The organism is Vogesella sp., assembly GCF_046297735.1.
Lineage (GTDB): Bacteria > Pseudomonadota > Gammaproteobacteria > Burkholderiales > Chromobacteriaceae > Vogesella > Vogesella urethralis.
Genome location: NZ_JBKBHK010000001.1, coordinates 409,057 through 428,275, shown reverse-complemented (window position 1 = coordinate 428,275; position 19,219 = coordinate 409,057). Strand labels below are relative to the sequence as shown.

Genomic DNA, 19,219 nt, shown 5'->3' with positions numbered 1-19,219 from the left:
TTCCTTGTCGGGTGGGTGCACCCGGCCGCCAGGGCCAGGTGCGTACAGCATTACAGCGAGTTCAGGAAGCGCAGCACGGCGTCGCGGTCGGCCTTGCTGAAGGCGGCAAAGCGTTGTTTGGACGCTTCCGCTTCACCGCCGTGCCACATGATGGCTTCGGTGAGGTTGCGTGCACGGCCGTCGTGCAGGTACTGGGTGTGGCCGTTCACGTCCTGGAACAAGCCGATGCCCCACAGCGGCGGGGTTTTCCATTCGCGGCCATTGGCCAGGCCGTCCGGGCGGTTGTCTGCCAGCCCCGGACCCATATCATGCAGCAGCAGGTCGGTATAGGGGCTGATCTTCTGACCCGATACTTCAGGCAGGCCGGCAAGTTTGCCGGTGGTGTAACTTGGTGTGTGGCAGGTGCTGCACTGTGCCTGGTTAAACAGTAGCTTGCCGCGGCGTACCTCGAAGGTATCGGCGTCACGCTGGGCCGGTACTGCTAGTGCCTGGGTATAGAAGATGACGGCGTCCATCTTGCTGGTGGTGATCTCGGGCTTGCCGCCGTGCGGTGCTTTCACGCAGTCGCGCTGAGCCGGCATGCATTCTTCTTTCGGAAACTTGGCCGAGGTGATGCCGATATCGCCGAGGAAAGCGCCAGCGCTCTGGTGCGCGACGGTGGCAACGTTGGCTTTCCAGCCAAACCGGCCAATCATTTTTTTGCCGGCATAGGCGTCATGTACGTAGTTGGGGCGGCCACTTATGCCCTGGCCAGCTGCAGCTTGTGCCTTGGCATTGGCCAAAATGTCCTGTTCGCGGATGGCCTCCAGCAAGCCCAGGCCGATTACTTGCGGCGCGATGCGCGGTGAGATTTGTACTTGCGGGTGCATGGCGCCGTAGCCCAGGTCGGTGAAGTGGTAGCTGGGCTGGCGCAGGCTGTAGCTTTCGCCGTCGTGGAAACGGCCAGGCAACTCGGTATAACTGATTGACACCTTGCCTTCCGGCTTCACGCCGGGGATGGCGTCGTTGTTGAACTGGCCGCCGTAGGTGGGTTCGGGTAGTGTGCTGCCGTTCTTGCCGGGTATGGACAGACGGAATAGCAGCGCCATCGGCTGCTCGGCCTGCAGACCGTTTTCAAACGCGGGCGTGGCGCCCCGGCCGTCCAGCGCGTGGCAGGCGCCGCAGGAGCGGGCGATGAAGTGCGGGCCCAGGCCATCGCGGGCAGTGGTGGACGACGGCGCTTCTACCCAGGCTTTCTTGAAGAAAGAGTTGCCGACAAAGAAGCGGGTCTGGCGGTCGCTGGCCATGTTGGCCGCGGGCAGCGAGAAGGCGTTGCGGCCAACTTCGTACACCGTAGTGTTGCCGCCCAGTTTTTCGTCGCCTTCCTGGTACGGGGCGATCTCCGGTGCGTTGGTAAAGCCCAGCGTGCCCAGTACCGCAGCAGTGCCACCCAGCGTGGCCGCAATGGATAAGTATCTTTTTTGCATGTAGTGTTTTCCGGTGCAATGCAAACACCCGCCTGCGGGTGCAGGCGGGCTGGCGGGCGGTGGTGAGCGGTGTGGTTTAGCCGTTGACGTTCAGTTTCTTGATGCCCAGTGCCTTGGCGGCTTCTACCAGACTGTTAGCCTGCTTTTTCAATGCGTTGACCGTGGCTTGTACGCGGCTGCGGCCTTCTTTCTTGACGATTTCCTGGTCGAACGGCGCCTGGATGCCTTCGGCTGCCTTCAAGGTGGCCTCCATATCGGCGGTGACGCGCTCGGCGGCCTTGGCGTTGCTGGCGGCCACCAGGTCACGCAGGCTGGCACCTTTTACCACGCTGCCATCCACACGCTTGTACTCGCCCAGCCACACGTTCTGGATACCCTTGGCGTTGGTGATGATGTCGCGGTGGGTATTGTCGGAGAAGCAGCTGTGTTCGTCTTCCTGGTTGCGGCTGTCCAGCGCCACTTCCATGCGTTCACCGGCCAGTTCGGCACGCGACAGCACGCCGATGCCGACCATGATCTGGCGGATGGCGTCCGGGTTCTTGGCAAACTTGGCGCGGTAGTTGTTGGCACCGGCTTGCCATTGTTTGGTGACGGTGCTGAGGTCGTCGATCAGCAGCTCGGCGGCCACTTGCAGGTACTGGCGGCGACGGTCTGCGTTGGGGGCCTTGCCATCCACAAAGTCGGTGTAGCTGCGTTTGCCCGGGCCAGCGACGTCGAAGTCCTGGCCCCACAGCAGAAACTCGATGGCGTGCCAGCCGGTGGATACGTTTTCTTCACCGCCGCGCTCGTTCAGCGACGACAGCTTTTCTTTGGTAATGGCTACCTTGCGGTTGTTGATGATGCCGGCGTTCGGCTTGCCTTTCACGTAGTCGATGTAGGCTTCGTCCAGCGGCCAGGCGTTGATCTGGCCTTCTGGGCCTTTGGCGTCGTCAATCGGGCCGCCGTAGAAGCGGAATGCTTCGGTCTGGCCGTACGGCTCGCGTGCGGCCAGCCAGGCTTTGCGGGCCTTGTTCAGCGTGTCTTCGGACGGTGCTGCCACGAAGGCGTCAATGGCGGTTTTCAGTTCACGCGCGCCTTGCAGCGAATCCTCGTAGCTGGCAAGAACGATCTGGCTGTAAGTTTCCACTACGCTGGCGCGGCTGACGTCGGCGGCGAAGGAAGCGGGGGCCAGCAGGGCAGTACCGATGGCGAGGGCGAGCAGGGTGTGGCGCATGACGTGTGTCTCTGTCTGGTTTGTGAAAAGTAGTGCTGATGATAAGTATTATCATTTGATGCGTCAATGCGTGTGCCATGCGCGTATTTTCATGGGGTGGCGGCTTTTTCTGCTGGCGGGCGCTGGGTGAAGTGTGGTCTTCGTGGTATCCTTGCGCCCCTTTTTTGCGCAGTAACGCTGTACACCATCAATGCGAGACCCTTGCGATCACTACACCATAGACCTGATCGGCGGCACGCGGGCCAAGCCCGGGCGCAAGCCGCTGGGCGAGCGCGCCATGACGCCGGCCGAGCGCAAGCGCCGCAGCCGCGAGCTGCGCCGCAATCGCCTACAGGAGCTGTCGGTGACGGTGGAGTTGTCACGCGATGCGCAAAAGGCATTGGATAAAATGATCGAATGGTGGGGTGTCAGCAAAAAGGAGGCGATCAATCGCGCCATGCTGATTGCCTGTCAGTCGCAAACCGGCCGTACCGGCACGCTGTTCGAGTTTGATGCCGACTTCCTGTTGCCGGCGGCAGCGCCGGCGCCCAAGCGTAGCCGCAAGAAAGCGGCGCCGGATAAGCCCTGATGGGCGGACGGTGGCGGGTGGCATCAAGGGTTGGCCGCCATCGCTACTTCTGCTGTTTTGCCGCTCAGGCTTTGCCGGGTGGTGTCAGCTCTAGCAGCTGCATGGCGTCGTGGCGGGCGTCGTCTTCGCTGTGCAGGTAGCGGCGCGTGGTCTGGATGCTGCGGTGGCGCAGGTTTTGGCTCACCATCAGCAGGCTGAGTCCGGCGTCCAGCTGGTGGCTGGCGGCGGTGTGGCGCAGCCAGTGGGTACTGGCTTGCTGCAGGGTACTGCGCAGCGGCTCTTCGGCGCGTTCGGCAGCACGTTGCATTACTTCCTTCACGATCAGGTACAGCGCTTTGTCGCTGATGCCTTGTTGCATGGCCTGGCTGCCAGCCAGCTTGCCAATCAGCGGTGTGGTCTCGCCCGGCGTGGGTAGCGCCGGCAGGCCCAGGTGCTGGCGGTAGCGTTGCAGCGCCGCCAGTAGTGCGTCGCTAACCGGAATGTCGGCTACCCCCGTTTTGCCATTCACCCGCCACCACCAGCGGCCGCGCTTTTCGAAAATATCTCCCATCACCGCCTGGCTGGCTTCGCTGCGTCGGGCGCCGCTCATATACAGCAGGCTGAACACCCACAGTGCGCGTTCGCGCTGGGCGATGGCGCGGGCGCTGTCGTCCGGCAACTGCGCCAGCGTGTCGCACACGTGCGCCCAGGCGTCGCGTTCCAGAAAACGTTCCAGTGCTGGCTGGCTGCGCTCACGTGGCGGCTTGTGCAAGCGGAACGGGTTGCCGGCCAGGTGGCCGGCGTGGTTCAGGTAGCTATACAGGCCGCCGAGGATGGTAAAAGCGTGCTGGATGCTGGCTTCGGACAGCGGGCCGTTGAACGGCCGCCATTGCGCATGGCTGCGCGGTAGTGGCGGGCCTATCCATTGTGCGGCGGGGTGGGGTTGTGCCAGAAAACGGCGGTAGTCGTGCACGTCGCCACGTTTGATGCTGGCCAGCGTTTGGCCACGGCTGGCTAGCCAGAGCAGAAAGCGTTCGGCTTCTTTGCGGTAGCTGCGCAGGGTGGCGGGGCGCTGGGCGTACTCGGCCAGCCAGGCCAGTACGGCTTCGCTGTCGCTATTGGCCTGGATCAGGCTGTTTTGTGGGGTAGTGGCAGGAAAATGCATGGCCATTCCGGGATAGAAACTTCCGATAAGTATAATTATCGGAAAAATATTTGGCAAAGTGTAAAATAAAACATGTAATACGTAATAAAAATAAATATCGATGGCGTGATACAATGCGGCCAACGTTGAAGGAGGTGTGATGGATATTTATGCGCGCATTCGGCAGGTGGCATTCGAGCTGGTGTCGGAGGGGGAGTGGCCCACCGTGGTGGAAGTGCGGGCGCGGCTGGGTACCGGCTCCAATACCACTATCAACAACACGCTGAAGCAGTGGCGGCAGGAGTTTCTGGCCCGTAATGCGGCGGCGGTGAAGCGGCCGGACTGGCCGCCGGCGCTGGCCGATGCCTTTGGCCAGCTGTGGCAGAAGGCGTGCGAGGTGGCGGAAGGCAACCTGGCCACGCTGCGCGAAGAGGTAGAGCAGAAACTACAGCAAGTGGTGGCCGAGCTGGCCGCTGCGCAGCGTGAGCTGGATGATCGCGCTGCGCAGCTGGTGTCGCTGTCTGGCGAGCTGGCGCAGCAGCGTGAACGTGGTGATGCATTGCAACAGCAACTGGCCGAGGCCAATAGCCGCCGTCAGGTACTGGAAGACAGCCTGGCCGGGCTGACTGCCTCGCTGGACGATGCGCGGGCGCAGACCTTGCTGGTGCAAAAAGACGCCGACGAGCGGGTGGCGGCGCTGGAGCAGCGCCAGGAGGAGCGCCTGCAGCTGGCGGCTGCCGAGGCGGCACAGCGCGAGGCATTGGCTTACGAGCGCTTTGAAGGCATGCGCGTGCGCTTGTACGAGCAGGTGGAGGCGGAGCGGGCGCAGATGAAGCAGCAGGCTACGCAGCAGGCTGCGCAATTGACGTCTTTGTCTGTGCAGCTGGACGAGGCGCGACGCCTGCGTCAGCAGCAAGAGGCCGATACGGCGCGCGAGTTGGGCAAGGCGGCGGCACAGCAGGAGTTGGCCGCTAGCAGGTTGGCCGAGCTGGAAGCCCGTTGTGACAGCCTGCGGCAACAGGACGAGGCGCGCCAGGCGCAGATGCTGGGCCTGGCTGCGCAAGCTTCGTCGGCGCAGACCGAACTGCAGATTCTGCGCGAGCAGCGTTTGCCGCAATGGCAGCAGCTGGTGCTACTTAATCGCGACAAGTTGGCCGCCATGCCGGAGCAGGAGGCGGCCAAGCTGGTGGCGGGCTGGTTGGGCTTGTCAGTCGAATAGGCGGGCAAAGCGCTGGCAGATCTGCTCCAGCGCAGCGCGATCGCTGTCGTCAAACGACGCCAGCTCGATCGAGTCCACGTCCAGTACGGCGCGCACCTGGCCGTGGCTGTCCAGCAGCGGTACCACGATTTCGGAGCGCGATAGCGACGAGCAGGCAATGTGGCCAGGGAAGGCGTCGACGTCCGGCACCACCAGCGTTTGCGCCTGTTGCCAGGCGCTGCCACACACGCCTTTGCCTTTGCGGATACGGGTGCAGGCAATCGGGCCCTGGAACGGGCCGAGCACCAGCTCGTCCTGTTTGACCAGGTAAAAGCCGGTCCACAGCCAGCCGAAGCTGTGATGGATGGCGGCGGCCACATTGGCCATGGCGGCAATCAGGTCGGTTTCGGTGTCGATCAGGGCAAACGCCTGCGGTAGCAGCGTGTCGTAGCGCTCGGCCTTGGTCTGGCCGGCAATGATCAGGTTCTCTGCCATGGGGCGGGTCCTTGTCTTGATGCGGGGTGGGGCGGCAGCATAGCAAAAAAGCCGGCGGCTGTGCCGCTGCACGCGGCAGCGCATGCCATGAAAAAAGCCGGGGCAGGGCCTCCGGCTTTGCTTGGCGACGCGTCGCGCTTACATCATGTGCTGACCGCCGTTGATGGCCAGGTCGGCGCCGGTGATGAAGCCGGCCAGGTCGGAAGCCAGGTAGTTCACCAGACCGGCGATTTCTTCCGGCTGACCCAGGCGGCCTACCGGGATCTGGGCAATGATCTTGTTACGCACGTCTTCCGGTACTGCCATCACCATGTCGGTGCCGATGTAGCCTGGGCTGATGGTGTTGACGGTCACGCCCTTGCGCGCCACTTCCTGTGCCAAGGCCATGGTGAAGCCGTGCATGCCGGCCTTGGCGGCGGAGTAGTTGGTCTGGCCGAACTGGCCTTTCTGGCCGTTGATCGACGAGATGTTAATGATACGGCCAAAGCCACGCTCGGTCATGCCGTCGACAACTGGTTTGCACACGTTGAACAGCGAATCGAGGTTGGTGCTGATGACGGCATCCCAGTCGGTTTTGCCCAGTTTGCGGAAGCTGCTGTCGCGGGTGATGCCGGCGTTGTTCACCACGATATCGATAGGGCCGATCTCGGCCTGGATCTTGGCAACGGCAGCTTGGCAGGCGTCAAAATCGGTGACGTCGCATTGCACGGCGTGTACGTCGAAGCCCAGGCCTTTCATGTCGGCGGTCCAGGCTTGCTCTTTGCCCGGGCGGCTGTAGGTGGTGACCACGGTATGGCCGGACTGTGCCAGTGCCTTGCAAATAGCGGTGCCGATACCGCCCATACCCCCGGTTACCAGTGCAATTCGTTTGGTCATGGTGCTGACTCCTTGTCTGTATGTAATGTGGATAAGCACATTACTGGTGAAATTTTTCTTCTGGATGACAGATTAGAGTCAGCGTCATGAAATGTAAATGCCGTTTTCCCTTATAGATATTATTTAATTTGCATTGATTGCCTGCGTCACCAGTTTCTGCAGCAGCTCAAGGCGGGCTGGGGCGATGTGACCATCGTCGCACGCTTGTTTGATGGCGCACGACGGTTCCATGCGGTGCGTGCAGTTGTGGAAGCGGCACTGGCCGATATAGGGGCGCACTTCGGGAAACAAGGCCGGCAAGGCCGTAGCAGCAATGTGACCAACGCCGAATTCCTGCAGGCCGGGCGAGTCGATCAGATGGCTGTCGCCGTCCAGGTGGTACAGCGCGGCGTGGGTAGTGGTGTGCTTGCCTGAGTCCAGCGCAACCGAAATGTCGCCAACGCGGGCAGCGGCTTCAGGTAGCAGCGCATTGGTAAGCGTGGATTTTCCCATGCCGGATTGTCCGACAAAGACGCTGGTGTGCCCTTGCAACAGCTGGCGCAGGCTGCTGACGTCCTCGCGCGCGCTGACTACGTGCAGGCGGTAGCCCAGTGCTTCGTACGGGCGCAGCTTGTCCAGCCAGGCAGCGGTTTCCGGCAGGTCGCTCTTGTTGATCAGGATCACCGGCTCGATATCGGCGGCCTCGGCGGCCAGCAGGCAGCGGTTGAGCAGCTCTTCGCTAGGGCTGGGTACGGCGGCAGTGACGAACAGGATGCGGGTAACGTTGGCCGCAATCAGCTTGGTACGCCACTCGTCCTGGCGATACAGCAGGCTGTGGCGCTCGTCTACCTGTTCGATAACGGCTTGTTCGTCGTTGATGATGCTGAGGGTAACAAAGTCGCCGCAGGCAAAATCCACACGCTTGCCGCGGCTGGTGCAGTCATAAGTACGGCCGCCGGTTTCAACGATGAAGCGGCGACCGTAACTGCGGATGATCTGGCCTTGCTGCTTCATGCGGCGGGCAGCAGGGCTTCTGCTTTGGCGGCACAGATGAAGTCGTTCAGCGTCAGGCCGCCGGCGTCATGGGTGCTGAAGCGCACGACGGCACGGTTGTAGTGCACCGACATGTCGGGGTGGTGGTCTTCGGCGTGGGCAACCCACGCCAGGGCGTTCACGAAGGCCATGGTCTTGTAGTAGTCGGCAAACATGAAGGTCTTGACCAGTTCGATGCCTTCTACGTGCCAGCCCGGCAGGTGCGACAGCAGTTCGGTGACGGTTTGGGCGCTCAGCGGGTGGGCGCCGTGTTGCGCTTCGCAGCGCATCTCAAGCAGGTTCATGATGGTTTCCTTGCAAACGGGCAATACGCAGGCTCGCAGGCGGGTGCGAGTCGTAAAACGCGGAGTGTAGCGGGTCTGGTGTCAATGTGCTTGCGTTGTCGCGATAAAGCAGCGTCAGGGCGGCGATCAAGTCGGCCGCCGAGCTGTGGCGGCAGGCGTAAGCGTCGGCCTGGAACTCGTGCCGCCGCGACAGCAGGCTGCCCAGCGGTGTCAGCCAGAACGTCATGACCGGCGCGCATAGCATGAACAGCATCAGGCTGGCGCCGCTATTGCCGGCGGGTGTGTGTAGGCCGGCCAGAAAGCCCGGGTGCTGGTGCAGGGTGCCGAACAGCCACAGGAACAGCAGCGAGCCCGCAAAGCTCAGTGCGATGCGGCTGCGGATGTGGCCGTAGTGAAAATGCCCCAGTTCGTGTGCCAGTACCGCTTCGATCTGGCTGTGATCCAGCCGGTCCAGCAGGGTGTCGAAGAAGACGATGCGCTTGTTGTTGCCCAGGCCGGTAAAGTAAGCGTTACCGTGGCTGGAGCGGCGTGAACCATCCATCACGAACAGGCCGTTGCTGGTAAAGCCACAGCGTTGTAGCAAGGCCTGGATGCGGTCTTGCAAGGCGGCATCGGATAGCGGGGTGAAGCGGTTGAAGCGCGGCGCGATCAGCGTGGGGTAGGCCCAGCTCAGTGCCAGTGCAAAGGCGCACCAGAGCAGCCAGCTCCACAGCCAGAAAAGTTGGCCGCCGTGGTCGATCAGCCACAGTACCGCCAGCAGTAATGGAGCGCCCAGCAGGACACCCAGCAGCAGCGATTTCAGCAGGTCGCTGATGAACAAGCGGGCGGAAACATGGCTGAAGCCAAAGCGGCGCTCTATGACGAAAGTGCCATACAGCTGCAGCGGCAGGCTGGCGATGCTACTGGCCAGCAAGCACAGCGCGATGGTCAGCATGCCGCTCAGTTGCGGCTGGGCGGTGAGGCTGGCGGCAAGGTTGGCCGCAGCAGCGATGCCGCCGCCGAAGGTCAGCGCCAGCAGGAGCACGCTGTCCAGCCACAGGCTGGCCATGCGTAGCCGGGTGCGGGCGCTGCTGTAGTCGGCGGCTTTCTGGTGCTCGTCCAGCGTGATGCTGTTGCGGAAGGCGGCCGGTACCGCATGGCGGTGGCGGGCGATGCTGCGCAGCTGGCGCCATTGCAGCCAGCACTGGGTGAAGAGGCTGCCGGCAGTGGCTAGTAGCACGGCCCAGGAAAATGCATTCATCAAGCGGGTTTGCCCTGTATGGGGTAAATGTCAGAAAATGACGGACTTTTGAAAGACAGAACATTATGCCGCAAGATCAGAATCACCTCATCTGGCTGGACATGGAAATGACCGGCCTCAATCCCGATACCGACCGCATCATCGAAGTGGCGATGATCATCACCGACAGCCAGCTCAATGTGGTGGCCGAGTCGCCGGTGATCGCCGTGCATCAGCCCGACAGCGTGCTGGATGCCATGGACGACTGGAACAAGAATACCCACGGTAAATCCGGCCTGATCGCCCGCGTCAAGGCCTCAACGGTGGGCGAGGCTGAGGCCGAAGCGCAACTGCTGGCCTTTCTGGAGCAGTACGTGCCGGCGCGCAAGTCGCCGATGTGCGGCAATACCATCTGTCAGGATCGCCGCTTCATGGCGCGCTGGATGCCGAAGCTGGAAGAGCACTTCCACTATCGCAACCTGGATGTGTCCACGCTGAAAGAGCTGTGCCGCCGCTGGCGCCCGGAAATCGCCAAGGGCGTGGTCAAGAAAGGCAAGCACGAAGCGCTGGCCGATATCCTGGAATCCATTGAAGAGCTGCGTTACTACCGCGAACACTTCCTCAAAGTCTGACCGTGCCGAATGTCTACCGACCGTACTTTCATTAACGAACACCCGGTGTGGGCGCGCCTGCACCAGCACCAGCGTGCCACCCGGCACGTGCATATGAAAGAGCTGTTTGCCCAGGACGAGCAGCGTTTTGACCGCTATTCGCTGCAGCTGGACGGCCTGTTGCTGGATTATTCCAAGAACCGGCTGACCGAGCGCACGCTGGAGTTGCTGGTGGAGCTGGCGGAAGCGGCTGATTTGCGCGGCTGGATGGCACGTATGCGTCGCGGCGAGCGCATCAACATCAGCGAGAAGCGTGCCGTATTGCACACCGCGCTGCGGCTGCCGGCCACGGCCAGCCTGGAGGTGGAAGGTGTTGATGTGGTGCCGCAGGTGCAGCAGGTGCTACAGCGTGCCTATCAGTTTGCCCGCTGCGTGCGCAGCGGCGAATGGCTGGGCTACACCGGCCAGCGCATTCGCCACGTGGTGAATATCGGTATTGGCGGCTCTGACCTGGGGCCGCTGATGGTGGCCGAGGCGCTGAAGCCGTATGCCGAGCCGGGCATGCGTTTCGACTACGTGTCGAACGTGGATGGTCAGCATCTGGCACAGGTGCTGGCCACGTGCGACCCGGCGCAGACGCTGTTCATCGTGGCGTCCAAGTCGTTTGCCACGCCGGAAACGTTGTTGAACGCTCAGGCGGCGCGGCGCTGGTTCTTGCAGTCGGCCAGCGAGGCTGACATCGCCCGCCATTTTGTGGCGGTGTCGACCAATGAGCCGGCGGTGCGGGCGTTCGGTATCGATCCGGCCAATATGTTTGGCTTCTGGGACTGGGTAGGCGGCCGCTATTCAGTATGGTCGGCCATCGGCCTGCCGGTGATGTTGCAGATCGGCCCTGAGCATTTTGCCGATTTCCTGGCTGGCGGTGCGCGTATGGACCAGCACTTTTTCGAAACGCCGCTGCTGCGCAATATGCCGGTGCTGCTGGGCCTGATCGGCATCTGGTACAACACCTTTTATGGTGCCCATACCCACGCCATCATGCCGTACGACCACGGCCTGCGCCGGCTGCCGGCGCATATCCAGCAGATGGACATGGAATCCAACGGCAAGCGGGTTGGCCGCTATGGCGAGCGGCTGGATTTCGACACGGGTCCGGTGATATGGGGTGAAGAGGGCGTCAACAGCCAGCATGCCTTCTTCCAGTTGCTGCACCAGGGCACGCGACTGGTGCCGTGTGACTTTATCGTGGCGATGAATACCCACTACCCGCTGGGCGATCAGCACCGGGTGCTGGTAGCCAACTGCCTGGCGCAAACCGAGGCCCTGATGCGTGGCAAGACCGAGGCCGAGGTGCTGCAGGAACTGGCGCACTTGTCGGGCGATGAGCTGGACATCCTGCTGCCGCAAAAGCTGTTCCCGGGTAATCAGCCCAGCAACACCATCGCGCTGGACAAGGTCACGCCGTACAACCTCGGCATGCTGCTGGCGCTGTATGAGCACAAGGTGTTTGTGCAAGGTGTGGTGTGGGGGGTCAATTCTTTCGACCAATGGGGCGTAGAGTACGGTAAGCAGCTGGCGAGCCGGGTGCTGGCCGAGTTGCATGCGGGCCAGCCAGCCGTGCACGATGCCTCTACACGAGGCCTGATGCGGCATTTCATGGAGACTTACCGTGCAGGATGAGCAACAGTTGGCCGCCGAAGTCGGACGGCGCCTGCAGGCATGTGGTCAACGGGTAACGACTGCCGAGTCTTGTACCGGCGGGGGGCTCGCTGCTGCCATTACAGCCATCGCGGGTAGTTCGGCATGGTTTGATCTGTCGGTGGTGACTTACAGCAACGAAGCCAAGCAGCGCCTGCTGGGTGTGCCGGCCGGCCTGTTGCAGCAATACGGTGCGGTTAGCGAGCAAGTGGCTGCCGCCATGGCTGAAGGTGCGATGCGCTTGGCTGCTGCCGATTGGGCGCTGTCGGTCACCGGTATTGCCGGGCCTGCTGGCGCCACGCCAGGCAAGCCGGTTGGTACCGTGTGTTTTGGTATGGCACATTCAGGTAGTGTGCAAACTACAGTCTGCCACTTTTCCGGTGATCGCAATGCGGTGCGCCAGCAAGCCGCTTGTTTTGCCCTGACTTGGTTGCGTGACGCATTACCGCCGTACTGAGCATGGCTTGCATTTTGTATATGCTTCAAGGTTTGAGTCGGGTTGCTGTTTATGCAAAAACGAGGCTGTGATCTTGCGACGCTATGCGTATAATCACGCCCCTGCTTGTATAACAGGGCGGGGGTATTGGTAGTTCAGCCACTACATTCCCGCCTTTACCGTGTTGACCGTGTGCGGCGGCAAATTTGTCGCTACTATGAGTCACCCGCTTAAACAGACACGACGTTGGGAGAAACACCTCATGACCAAGAAGAGCCTTGCCGTTGCCGCTGCAGCCCTGTTTGCCGCTTCCTCCAGCTTTGCCTTTACCCCGGCCGTGGTATACGACCAGGCTGGCAAGTTCGATAAGAGCTTCAACGAAGCTGCCTATACCGGCGCTGAGCGTTTCAAGAAAGCCACTGGCGTAGCGTACCGCGAAGCCCAGATCGCTAACGAAGCTCAGAAAGAACAGGTGTTGCGCAACCTGGCCCGCAAGAATGTGGATCTGGTGATCGCGGTGGGTTTCTCCTTCACCCAAGCCGTACAGACCGTGGCTGCCGAGTTTCCGAAAGTGAAATTCGCCATCGTTGACGACGTGGCCAAGGGTGCCAACGTGCAGTCGGTGATGTTCAAGGAACAGGAAGGCTCCTACCTGGTGGGTATGGCTGCCACCCTGGCGTCCAAGAGCAAGAAAGTCGGCTTTATCGGTGGCATGGACGTGCCGCTGATCCGCGCCTTTGGTTGTGGTTACACCCAGGGTGCCAAGGCGGCTGACCCGAAAGTGGAAGTGGTTTCCAACATGACCGGCACCACCCCGCAAGCTTTCAACGACCCGGCGCGTGGCGGCGAGCTGGCACGCAGCCAGTTTGACCGCGGTGTAGACGTGGTCTTCCACGCTGCTGGCGGTACCGGCATGGGCGTACTGCAAGCCGCTAAAGACAAGAACAAACTGGGTATCGGTGTGGATTCCAACCAGAACCACCTGTTCCCGGGCTTCGTGCTGACCTCCATGTTGAAGCGTGTGGATAACGCCGTTTACCAGCTGATGCTGGATGGCCAGAAAGGCACCTGGAAGCCGGGTGTAGTGACCATGGGCTTGAAAGAAGGCGGTGTGGACTGGGCGCTGGATACCCATAACCGCAAGCTGATCACCAAGGATATGGAAGCCAAAATCAATCAGGCCAAAAAAGACATCATCGCCGGTAAGATCAAGGTGGTGGACTACCGCGCTGCCAATAGCTGCCCGGTAAAATAAGGCTGTAAGCGTCTGATTGTTCAGACGTTGCGTGCGGCAAGCAGGTCATTCTGCTTGCCGCACTTTATTGTGCCCGCCGCAGCGGTATAGTAGGCATGCTGTCGTGTTGAAGGTGTGCGTTGCGGTGATGGCGTGATTCTCCGTGCCGGAGAGTCGGTTTGCCGGAAGGGTTGACCTGGGCCGGCACAGGAGGAGAAGGCGGCAAGCGTGCCGCCTTCGGCGATTTCAAATGGCTTCCAAGCAGGCAGCATGTTGCGATTCGCGACGGCAGCTGGCTGAAGCGGCATTTTTAACCGAGAGCGACTATATCATGGCCGAACTAGCCATCGAGCTCATTGGCGTCAATAAACACTTCGGTGAAGTGCACGCCAATAAGAACATTACTTTCGGGGTGCGCAAGGGTACCGTTCACGGCATCATCGGCGAAAACGGGGCTGGCAAGTCCACGCTGATGAGCATCATCTACGGTTATTACCAAGCGGACTCCGGCACCATCAAGATTAACGGCAAGGCGGAGCGTATCCGTTCCTCGCAGGCTGCCATTGGCCTGGGGATCGGCATGGTACACCAGCACTTCATGCTGGTGGATCCGTTTACCGTGCTGGAAAACATCGTGCTGGGCGCCGAGGCTGGTATCAAGCTGGACAGCAGCCTGACGGCAGCGCGCGCGCACCTGGAAAAACTGAATCGCGACTACGGCCTGCAAGTCGACCCGGACGCGGTCGTGGGTGAGCTGGGGGTGGGCACGCAACAGCGTGTCGAAATCCTGAAAACGCTGTACCGCGGTGCTGATGTGCTGATCCTGGACGAGCCGACTGCGGTGCTGACGCCGCAGGAAGCCGACGACCTGTTCCGCATCCTGCGTCTGCTGCGCGAGCAGGGCAAGACCGTGATCCTGATCACCCACAAGCTGCGTGAAGTGATGGACATCACCGACGACGTAACCGTCATGCGTGGTGGCGAGATCGTGGGCCAGGTGCGCACTGCCGATGTGACCAAGGAAGACCTGGCCGATCTGATGGTTGGCCGCAAGGTGAACCTGCAGCTGGACAAGGCACCGCCCAAGCTGGGCGATACCGTGCTGTCGGTGTCCGGGCTGAATCTGGTAGACGGACGCGGCGTAGCCTTGCTGAAGGATATCGGTTTCGAGCTGCGCGCCGGCGAGATCGTCGGCATTGCCGGCGTGTCCGGCAATGGCCAGTCCGAACTGCTGGAAGTGCTGTCCGGCATGCGCGAAGCGACGTCCGGCTCGGTACGCTTCAAGGGGCAAGAACTCACTACGCTGAAAAGCGCCGAGCCCAAGGCAGCGGTGTACCGCAAGCTGGGTATTGCCCATATTCCGGAAGACCGTTCACGCGAAGGCATGGTGAAGGATTTCATGACTTTCGAAAACGCCATCCTCGGCTACCACAACGACAAGAGCATTGCCGGCCGCTTCCTGTTCAAGCGCCAGGCCATCATCGAGCGTTGCCGTCGCTTCATTGAAGAGTTCGACGTGCGCCCGGCGCTGACGCATCGCCGTATCGGCCTGTTCTCGGGCGGTAACCAGCAGAAAGTAATCCTGGCGCGCGAAATCCAGGCTAATCCGGACCTGCTGCTGATTGGCCAGCCCACGCGTGGCGTGGACATTGGTGCGATCGAATTCATTCACAAACGGCTGATGCAGTTGCGGGATGAAGGCAAGGCGCTGCTGCTGGTGTCGGTGGAGCTGGACGAGATCATGGCATTGAGCGACCGCATCATCGTGATGAATGCGGGCGCCATTTCTGGCGAGTTGCCGGCGGCTGAGGCCACCGCTACGTCGCTGGGTTTGTTGATGGGGGGACATAAATGAGTCAGCCAGCCAATATGCCGCGCTGGGCCAGCCTGTGGCTGCTGCCGCTGCTGAACCTGTTTGCGGCACTGTTTGTATCGGGCCTGGTGATTGCGCTGATCGGCGAAGACCCGATCGAGTGCCTGAAACTGATGATAAACGGGGCGTTCGGTTACCCGGAGGGGATAGGCTATACGCTGTTCTACACCACCAGCTTCATTTTTACCGGTCTGGCAGTGGCGGCGGCGTTTCATGCCGGCCTGTTCAATATTGGTGGAGAAGGCCAGATGTACCTGGCTGGCCTGGGGGTTACTCTGGTCTGCCTGCAGTTCGACTTTTTGCCCGCCTGGGTGGTGATTCCGTTGGCCATGTTGGCCGCCGTGCTGTTTGGCGGGGCGTGGGCGCTGGTGCCGGGCTATTTGCAGGCCAAGCGCGGCAGCCACATCGTAGTGACCACCATCATGTTCAACTTCATCGCCAGCGCGCTGATGACCTGGTTGCTGGTAGACAAGTTGCGTATGGAGGGCTCGCAAACCCCGGCGACTCGTGAGTTTGCCGAGAGCGCCTGGGTGCCGATGTTGCACGAGCTGTTTGCGCCGCTAGGTTTTGAACTGCCGAATACCCCGCTGAACGCCAGCTTCTTCCTGGCGCTGATCGCGCTGGTGCTGTTCTACCTGGTGGTGTGGCATAGCCCGAAAGGCTTTGTCACCCGTACCGTGGGCCTGAACGAGAAAGCCGCGCGCTATGCCGGCATTCCGGTAGACAAGGTGATCATCGCCGTGATGTGCGTGTCTGGCGCGCTGGCGGGCCTGGCGGCCATCAACGAGCTGCTGGGTTCCACCCACCGCATGAACATGGGCTTCACCAACGGTATCGGCTTTGTCGGTATCGCGGTGGCACTGATGGGGCGTAACCATCCGGTGGGCATTCTGCTGTCGGCCTTGCTGTTCGGCGCACTGACCCAGGGTGGCCTCGACCTGTCGTTCGAGAAACCGGCCATCACCCGCGAGATGATCATCTTTACCCAGGGTCTGATCATCCTGTTCTGCGGCGCGCTGGAAAACCTGTTCCAGACCCCGCTGTCGGCTGCGTTCAAGCGCATCATGAGCAATAAGTAAGGAGCACGCCATGGACATGATTTTCAGTGTGCTGGATGCCACCCTGCGCGTGAGTACCCCGCTGGTACTGGCGGCGCTGGCTGGCCTGTTTTCGGAGCGCTCCGGCGTAGTGGACCTGGCGCTGGAGGGCAAGATGTTGGCCGCCGCGTTTGCGGCTGCCTGTGTGGCCTATATGGCTCAGTCGCCGTGGGCTGGTCTGGTCGCCGGCATGGCTGCCGGCGTGATGGTGGCGCTGCTGCACGGCGTGGTTGCCATTACCTATAACGGTAACCAGCTGATTTCCGGCGTGGCCATCAACATGATGGTCTCCGGCGTGACGCCGGTGCTGGCGCTGGCCTGGTTCCAGCAAGGTGGCCGTACTCCGACGCTGTCGGATGAGGCGCGTTTCACGGCGGTGGATTTGCCGTTTGCCGACACCATCGCGCACAGCCCGGTACTGAAGACCTTCTTCGGTCACAATATTCTGGTCTACATCGCGCTGGCCGTGATCTTCGTGGTGAGCTGGGTGGTGTACAAGAGCCGTTTCGGCCTGCGCCTGCGTGCGGTGGGTGAAAACCCGCATGCGGCAGATGCGGCCGGTATCAGCGTGAAGGGCGTGCGTTTCATCGCCCAGGCCATCGGCGGCTCGCTGTGCGGCATTGCCGGTGCCTACCTGGTGCTGGCGCAGACCGGTGCCTTTATCCAGGACATGACCGCCGGTAAGGGCTACCTGGCGCTGGCGGCGTTGATCTTTGGCAAGTGGCGGCCGTGGACCGCGGTGCTGGGTTGCCTGATCTTTGCCTTTACCGACGCCATCCAGATCCGTTTGCAGGGTACCGAGCTGCCGCTGGTGGGCAGCATTCCCGATGCCTTCATTCAGGCGCTGCCGTACGTGCTGACGGTGGTGCTGCTGGCCGGCTTCATGGGCAAGGCCGTTGCGCCGAAGGCGATCGGCATCCCGTTCGTGAAATCGCGCTAAGTTGGCCGCAGGCCGCGTATGCAAAAACCCCTGCCGTGTGGCAGGGGTTTTTCTTTGTGGGGCGGGGTGCCCATGGCGACAGCGCCTTACTGCTTGTCTTTGTCGTCGAGTTTGGCGCGCGGGTGGGCGGTGTCGTACACCTTGGCCAGGTGCTGGAAGTCCAGGCTGGTGTAGATCTGGGTAGTGGCCAGGTTGGCGTGGCCCAGTAGCTCTTGCACCGCCCGCAGGTCGCCGGACGATTGCAGCATGTGGCTGGCAAACGAGTGGCGCAGCATGTGCGGGTGCACGTGCTGTTCGCTGCCGCTATGCAGCGCCCAGCGACCGAGGCGTCGCGCCAGCTGCCGGCTGCTGATGCGGGTGCCTTTTTGCGATACGAACAGCGCGGCTTCACCCTCCGCCGCCTGGCGCAGTGGCAGCCAGCGCCGCAGCGCTTCAATGGCTTGGCGGCCAACCGGCAATATGCGCTCGCGGTTACCCTTGCCGTGTACTTTCAGCAGCGCTTCTTGCAGGTCGATGTCGGCCACGTCCAGCGACACGGTTTCCGAGAGCCGCAGGCCGGACGAGTACATCAGCTCGAAGATGGCCGCGTCGCGTACCTCGTGCGCGTCTTCGGCGGGGGCGTCCAGCAGCTGCATGGCGCTATCCACGCTCAGGGTCTTGGGCAGGCGCTGGCCGGCGCGTGGGGCGCGCACGCCGGCGCACGGGTTAGCCTGCAGCCACTCGCGACGAATCATCCATTCAAACAGGCTGCGCCAGGTGGATAGCATGCGCGCCAGCGTGCGCGGCGACAGCCCTTCGCGGCGCAGTACGCCCAGTGCGCGCTGGATGGCAGGGCCGTCGGTGTCTTGCGGCGGAGTGTTGCCCAGCAGGCCGGCCAGCCGGGTGAGGTCGCGACGGTAGGCGATGCGGGTGTGCTCGCTGCGTGCGGCCAACCTGAGCTGGTCGTCGTAGGCGTCGATCAGGGCTTGCCAGTGCGCGTCCATCAGTTGCGACGCATCCGGGCCATCTGCATCAAGCGCTCGAACAGGTGGACGTCCTGTTCGTTCTTCAGCAGCGCGCCGGCCAGTGGCGGCGGGCTGTTGCTGTCGCGCTGCTGGCGCAGCTGTGCTTCGCTGATGCTTTCGCTGTCCAGCAGTTTCAACCAGTCCAGCAGCTCCGAGGTGGTGGGTTTTTTCTTCAGGCCGTTCAGCTCGCGGATGCCGATGAACACCTCCAGCGCTTCGCTGACCAGCTGCTGCCGCAGGTCCGGGTAGTGGACGCGGACGATGGCTTCCAGCGTGTCGCGGTCCGGAAAACGGATGTAATGGAAGAAGCAGCGACGCAGGAAGGCGTCTGGCAGCTCTTTCTCGTTATTGGACGTAATGATGATGATGGGGCGGTGGCGGGCGCGCACGAATTCCTGGGTTTCGTGCACGAAGAATTCCATCTGGTCCAGCTCGCGTAGCAGGTCGTTCGGGAATTCGATATCGGCCTTGTCGATCTCGTCGATCAGCAAAATGGCCTGCTCGTCGCTGCAGAAGGCCTGCCACAGCTTGCCCTGGCGGATGTAGTTGCGGATGTCGTGGACTTTTTCGTCACCCAGCTGTGAGTCGCGCAAGCGCGAGACAGCGTCGTACTCGTACAGGCCGTGTTGCGCCTTGGTGGTGGATTTGATCGGCCACACGATCAGCTGTTTGCCCAGCGCGCGGGCGATTTCTTCGGCCAGCATGGTCTTGCCGGTGCCGGGCTCGCCTTTTACCAGCAGCGGGCGTTGCAGGGTGATGGCGGCGTTGACGGCCATCATCAAGTCGTCGGTGGCGATGTAGTGGTCGGTGCCGTTGAAGCGGGTAGTCATGGTTTAGCCTGTGTTGTTTTTG

At 61.8% G+C, this 19,219-nt stretch carries 19 protein-coding genes; 9 read left to right on the top strand and 10 right to left on the bottom strand.

All coding sequences use genetic code 11. From position 1 onward, the window contains the following. Nucleotides 1-50: 50 nt before the first annotated feature. Together ACK4FZ_RS01985 and ACK4FZ_RS01980 are read right to left on the bottom strand one after the other, a co-directional pair. A complete protein-coding gene (locus ACK4FZ_RS01985) occupies nucleotides 51-1,466 on the bottom strand; it encodes a di-heme oxidoredictase family protein (RefSeq protein WP_409818052.1) in 1,416 nt (471 codons plus the stop codon). A 76-nt stretch (nucleotides 1,467-1,542) separates the two neighbouring features. Further along, complete coding sequence (locus ACK4FZ_RS01980; RefSeq protein WP_409818051.1) at nucleotides 1,543-2,679, bottom strand: imelysin family protein; 1,137 nt, start codon at nucleotides 2,677-2,679, stop codon at nucleotides 1,543-1,545. 190 nt (nucleotides 2,680-2,869) lie between these two features. Here ACK4FZ_RS01980 and ACK4FZ_RS01975 point away from each other — a divergent pair, with 190 nt between their 5' ends. Beyond that, complete coding sequence (locus ACK4FZ_RS01975; protein WP_409818050.1) at nucleotides 2,870-3,247, top strand: hypothetical protein; 378 nt, start codon at nucleotides 2,870-2,872, stop codon at nucleotides 3,245-3,247. A gap of 64 nt (nucleotides 3,248-3,311) precedes the next feature. On the opposite strand, the gene ACK4FZ_RS01970 is transcribed toward ACK4FZ_RS01975, so the two are convergent. Next, nucleotides 3,312-4,391: a tyrosine-type recombinase/integrase gene (locus ACK4FZ_RS01970; protein ID WP_409818049.1), complete on the bottom strand. Its 1,080-nt coding sequence runs from the start codon at nucleotides 4,389-4,391 to the stop codon at nucleotides 3,312-3,314. Nucleotides 4,392-4,530: 139 nt separating this feature from the next. On the opposite strand from ACK4FZ_RS01970, the gene ACK4FZ_RS01965 reads away from it, so the two are divergent. Continuing rightward, nucleotides 4,531-5,589: a DNA-binding protein gene (locus ACK4FZ_RS01965; RefSeq protein ID WP_409818048.1), complete on the top strand. Its 1,059-nt coding sequence runs from the start codon at nucleotides 4,531-4,533 to the stop codon at nucleotides 5,587-5,589. Here ACK4FZ_RS01965 and ACK4FZ_RS01960 read toward each other — a convergent pair. The 5 genes from ACK4FZ_RS01960 to ACK4FZ_RS01940 all read right to left on the bottom strand — a co-directional run bounded on the left by ACK4FZ_RS01960 (nucleotide 5,578) and on the right by ACK4FZ_RS01940 (nucleotide 9,495). Continuing rightward, nucleotides 5,578-6,063 carry a GAF domain-containing protein gene (locus ACK4FZ_RS01960; RefSeq protein WP_144371604.1) on the bottom strand — a complete coding sequence of 162 codons (486 nt, stop codon included), beginning with the start codon at nucleotides 6,061-6,063 and terminating at the stop codon, nucleotides 5,578-5,580. The two genes, ACK4FZ_RS01965 and ACK4FZ_RS01960, sit on opposite strands and share 12 nt — an antisense overlap. Nucleotides 6,064-6,201: 138 nt before the next feature. Continuing rightward, complete coding sequence (locus ACK4FZ_RS01955; RefSeq protein WP_144371605.1) at nucleotides 6,202-6,939, bottom strand: beta-ketoacyl-ACP reductase; 738 nt, start codon at nucleotides 6,937-6,939, stop codon at nucleotides 6,202-6,204. Between the two features lie 123 nt (nucleotides 6,940-7,062). Continuing rightward, a complete protein-coding gene (rsgA, locus tag ACK4FZ_RS01950; RefSeq protein WP_409818047.1) occupies nucleotides 7,063-7,932 on the bottom strand; it encodes a ribosome small subunit-dependent GTPase A in 870 nt (289 codons plus the stop codon). Continuing rightward, nucleotides 7,929-8,255, bottom strand: a complete 327-nt coding sequence (locus ACK4FZ_RS01945; RefSeq protein WP_409818046.1) for a 4a-hydroxytetrahydrobiopterin dehydratase — start codon at nucleotides 8,253-8,255, stop codon at nucleotides 7,929-7,931. The genes rsgA and ACK4FZ_RS01945 overlap by 4 nt, the downstream gene beginning before the upstream one ends. Further along, a complete protein-coding gene (locus ACK4FZ_RS01940) occupies nucleotides 8,242-9,495 on the bottom strand; it encodes a M48 family metallopeptidase (RefSeq protein WP_409818045.1) in 1,254 nt (417 codons plus the stop codon). The genes ACK4FZ_RS01945 and ACK4FZ_RS01940 overlap by 14 nt, the downstream gene beginning before the upstream one ends. A 65-nt stretch (nucleotides 9,496-9,560) precedes the next feature. Here ACK4FZ_RS01940 and orn point away from each other — a divergent pair, with 65 nt between their 5' ends. From orn to ACK4FZ_RS01905, 7 genes are all read left to right on the top strand, one after another. Next, nucleotides 9,561-10,106 carry an oligoribonuclease gene (gene orn, locus ACK4FZ_RS01935; RefSeq protein WP_144371609.1) on the top strand — a complete coding sequence of 182 codons (546 nt, stop codon included), beginning with the start codon at nucleotides 9,561-9,563 and terminating at the stop codon, nucleotides 10,104-10,106. A gap of 9 nt (nucleotides 10,107-10,115) precedes the next feature. Beyond that, the gene (gene pgi, locus ACK4FZ_RS01930; RefSeq protein ID WP_409818044.1) at nucleotides 10,116-11,765 is read left to right on the top strand and encodes a glucose-6-phosphate isomerase; all 1,650 of its coding nucleotides are present in this window, start codon (nucleotides 10,116-10,118) and stop codon (nucleotides 11,763-11,765) included. Then, a complete protein-coding gene (locus tag ACK4FZ_RS01925; RefSeq protein WP_409818043.1) occupies nucleotides 11,755-12,240 on the top strand; it encodes a CinA family protein in 486 nt (161 codons plus the stop codon). The genes pgi and ACK4FZ_RS01925 overlap by 11 nt, the downstream gene beginning before the upstream one ends. Nucleotides 12,241-12,481: 241 nt before the next feature. Next, a complete protein-coding gene (locus ACK4FZ_RS01920; protein WP_409818042.1) occupies nucleotides 12,482-13,474 on the top strand; it encodes a BMP family protein in 993 nt (330 codons plus the stop codon). Between the two features lie 310 nt (nucleotides 13,475-13,784). Continuing rightward, nucleotides 13,785-15,308, top strand: coding sequence for an ABC transporter ATP-binding protein (locus tag ACK4FZ_RS01915; protein WP_409818041.1), 1,524 nt, complete (start codon nucleotides 13,785-13,787; stop codon nucleotides 15,306-15,308). Next, the gene (locus ACK4FZ_RS01910; protein ID WP_409818040.1) at nucleotides 15,305-16,405 is read left to right on the top strand and encodes an ABC transporter permease; all 1,101 of its coding nucleotides are present in this window, start codon (nucleotides 15,305-15,307) and stop codon (nucleotides 16,403-16,405) included. The genes ACK4FZ_RS01915 and ACK4FZ_RS01910 overlap by 4 nt, the downstream gene beginning before the upstream one ends. 10 nt (nucleotides 16,406-16,415) lie before the next feature. Next, entirely contained in the window at nucleotides 16,416-17,363 is a 948-nt protein-coding gene (locus ACK4FZ_RS01905; protein WP_409818039.1) for an ABC transporter permease, read from the top strand. A gap of 86 nt (nucleotides 17,364-17,449) precedes the next feature. Here the strand turns inward: ACK4FZ_RS01905 and ACK4FZ_RS01900 are convergent, their stop codons facing one another. Then, nucleotides 17,450-18,346, bottom strand: a complete 897-nt coding sequence (locus ACK4FZ_RS01900; RefSeq protein ID WP_409818038.1) for a tyrosine recombinase XerC — start codon at nucleotides 18,344-18,346, stop codon at nucleotides 17,450-17,452. Beyond that, a complete protein-coding gene (locus ACK4FZ_RS01895; protein WP_409818037.1) occupies nucleotides 18,346-19,197 on the bottom strand; it encodes an AAA family ATPase in 852 nt (283 codons plus the stop codon). Before ACK4FZ_RS01895 ends, ACK4FZ_RS01900 begins: the two co-directional genes overlap by 1 nt. Nucleotides 19,198-19,219 lie beyond the last annotated feature (22 nt).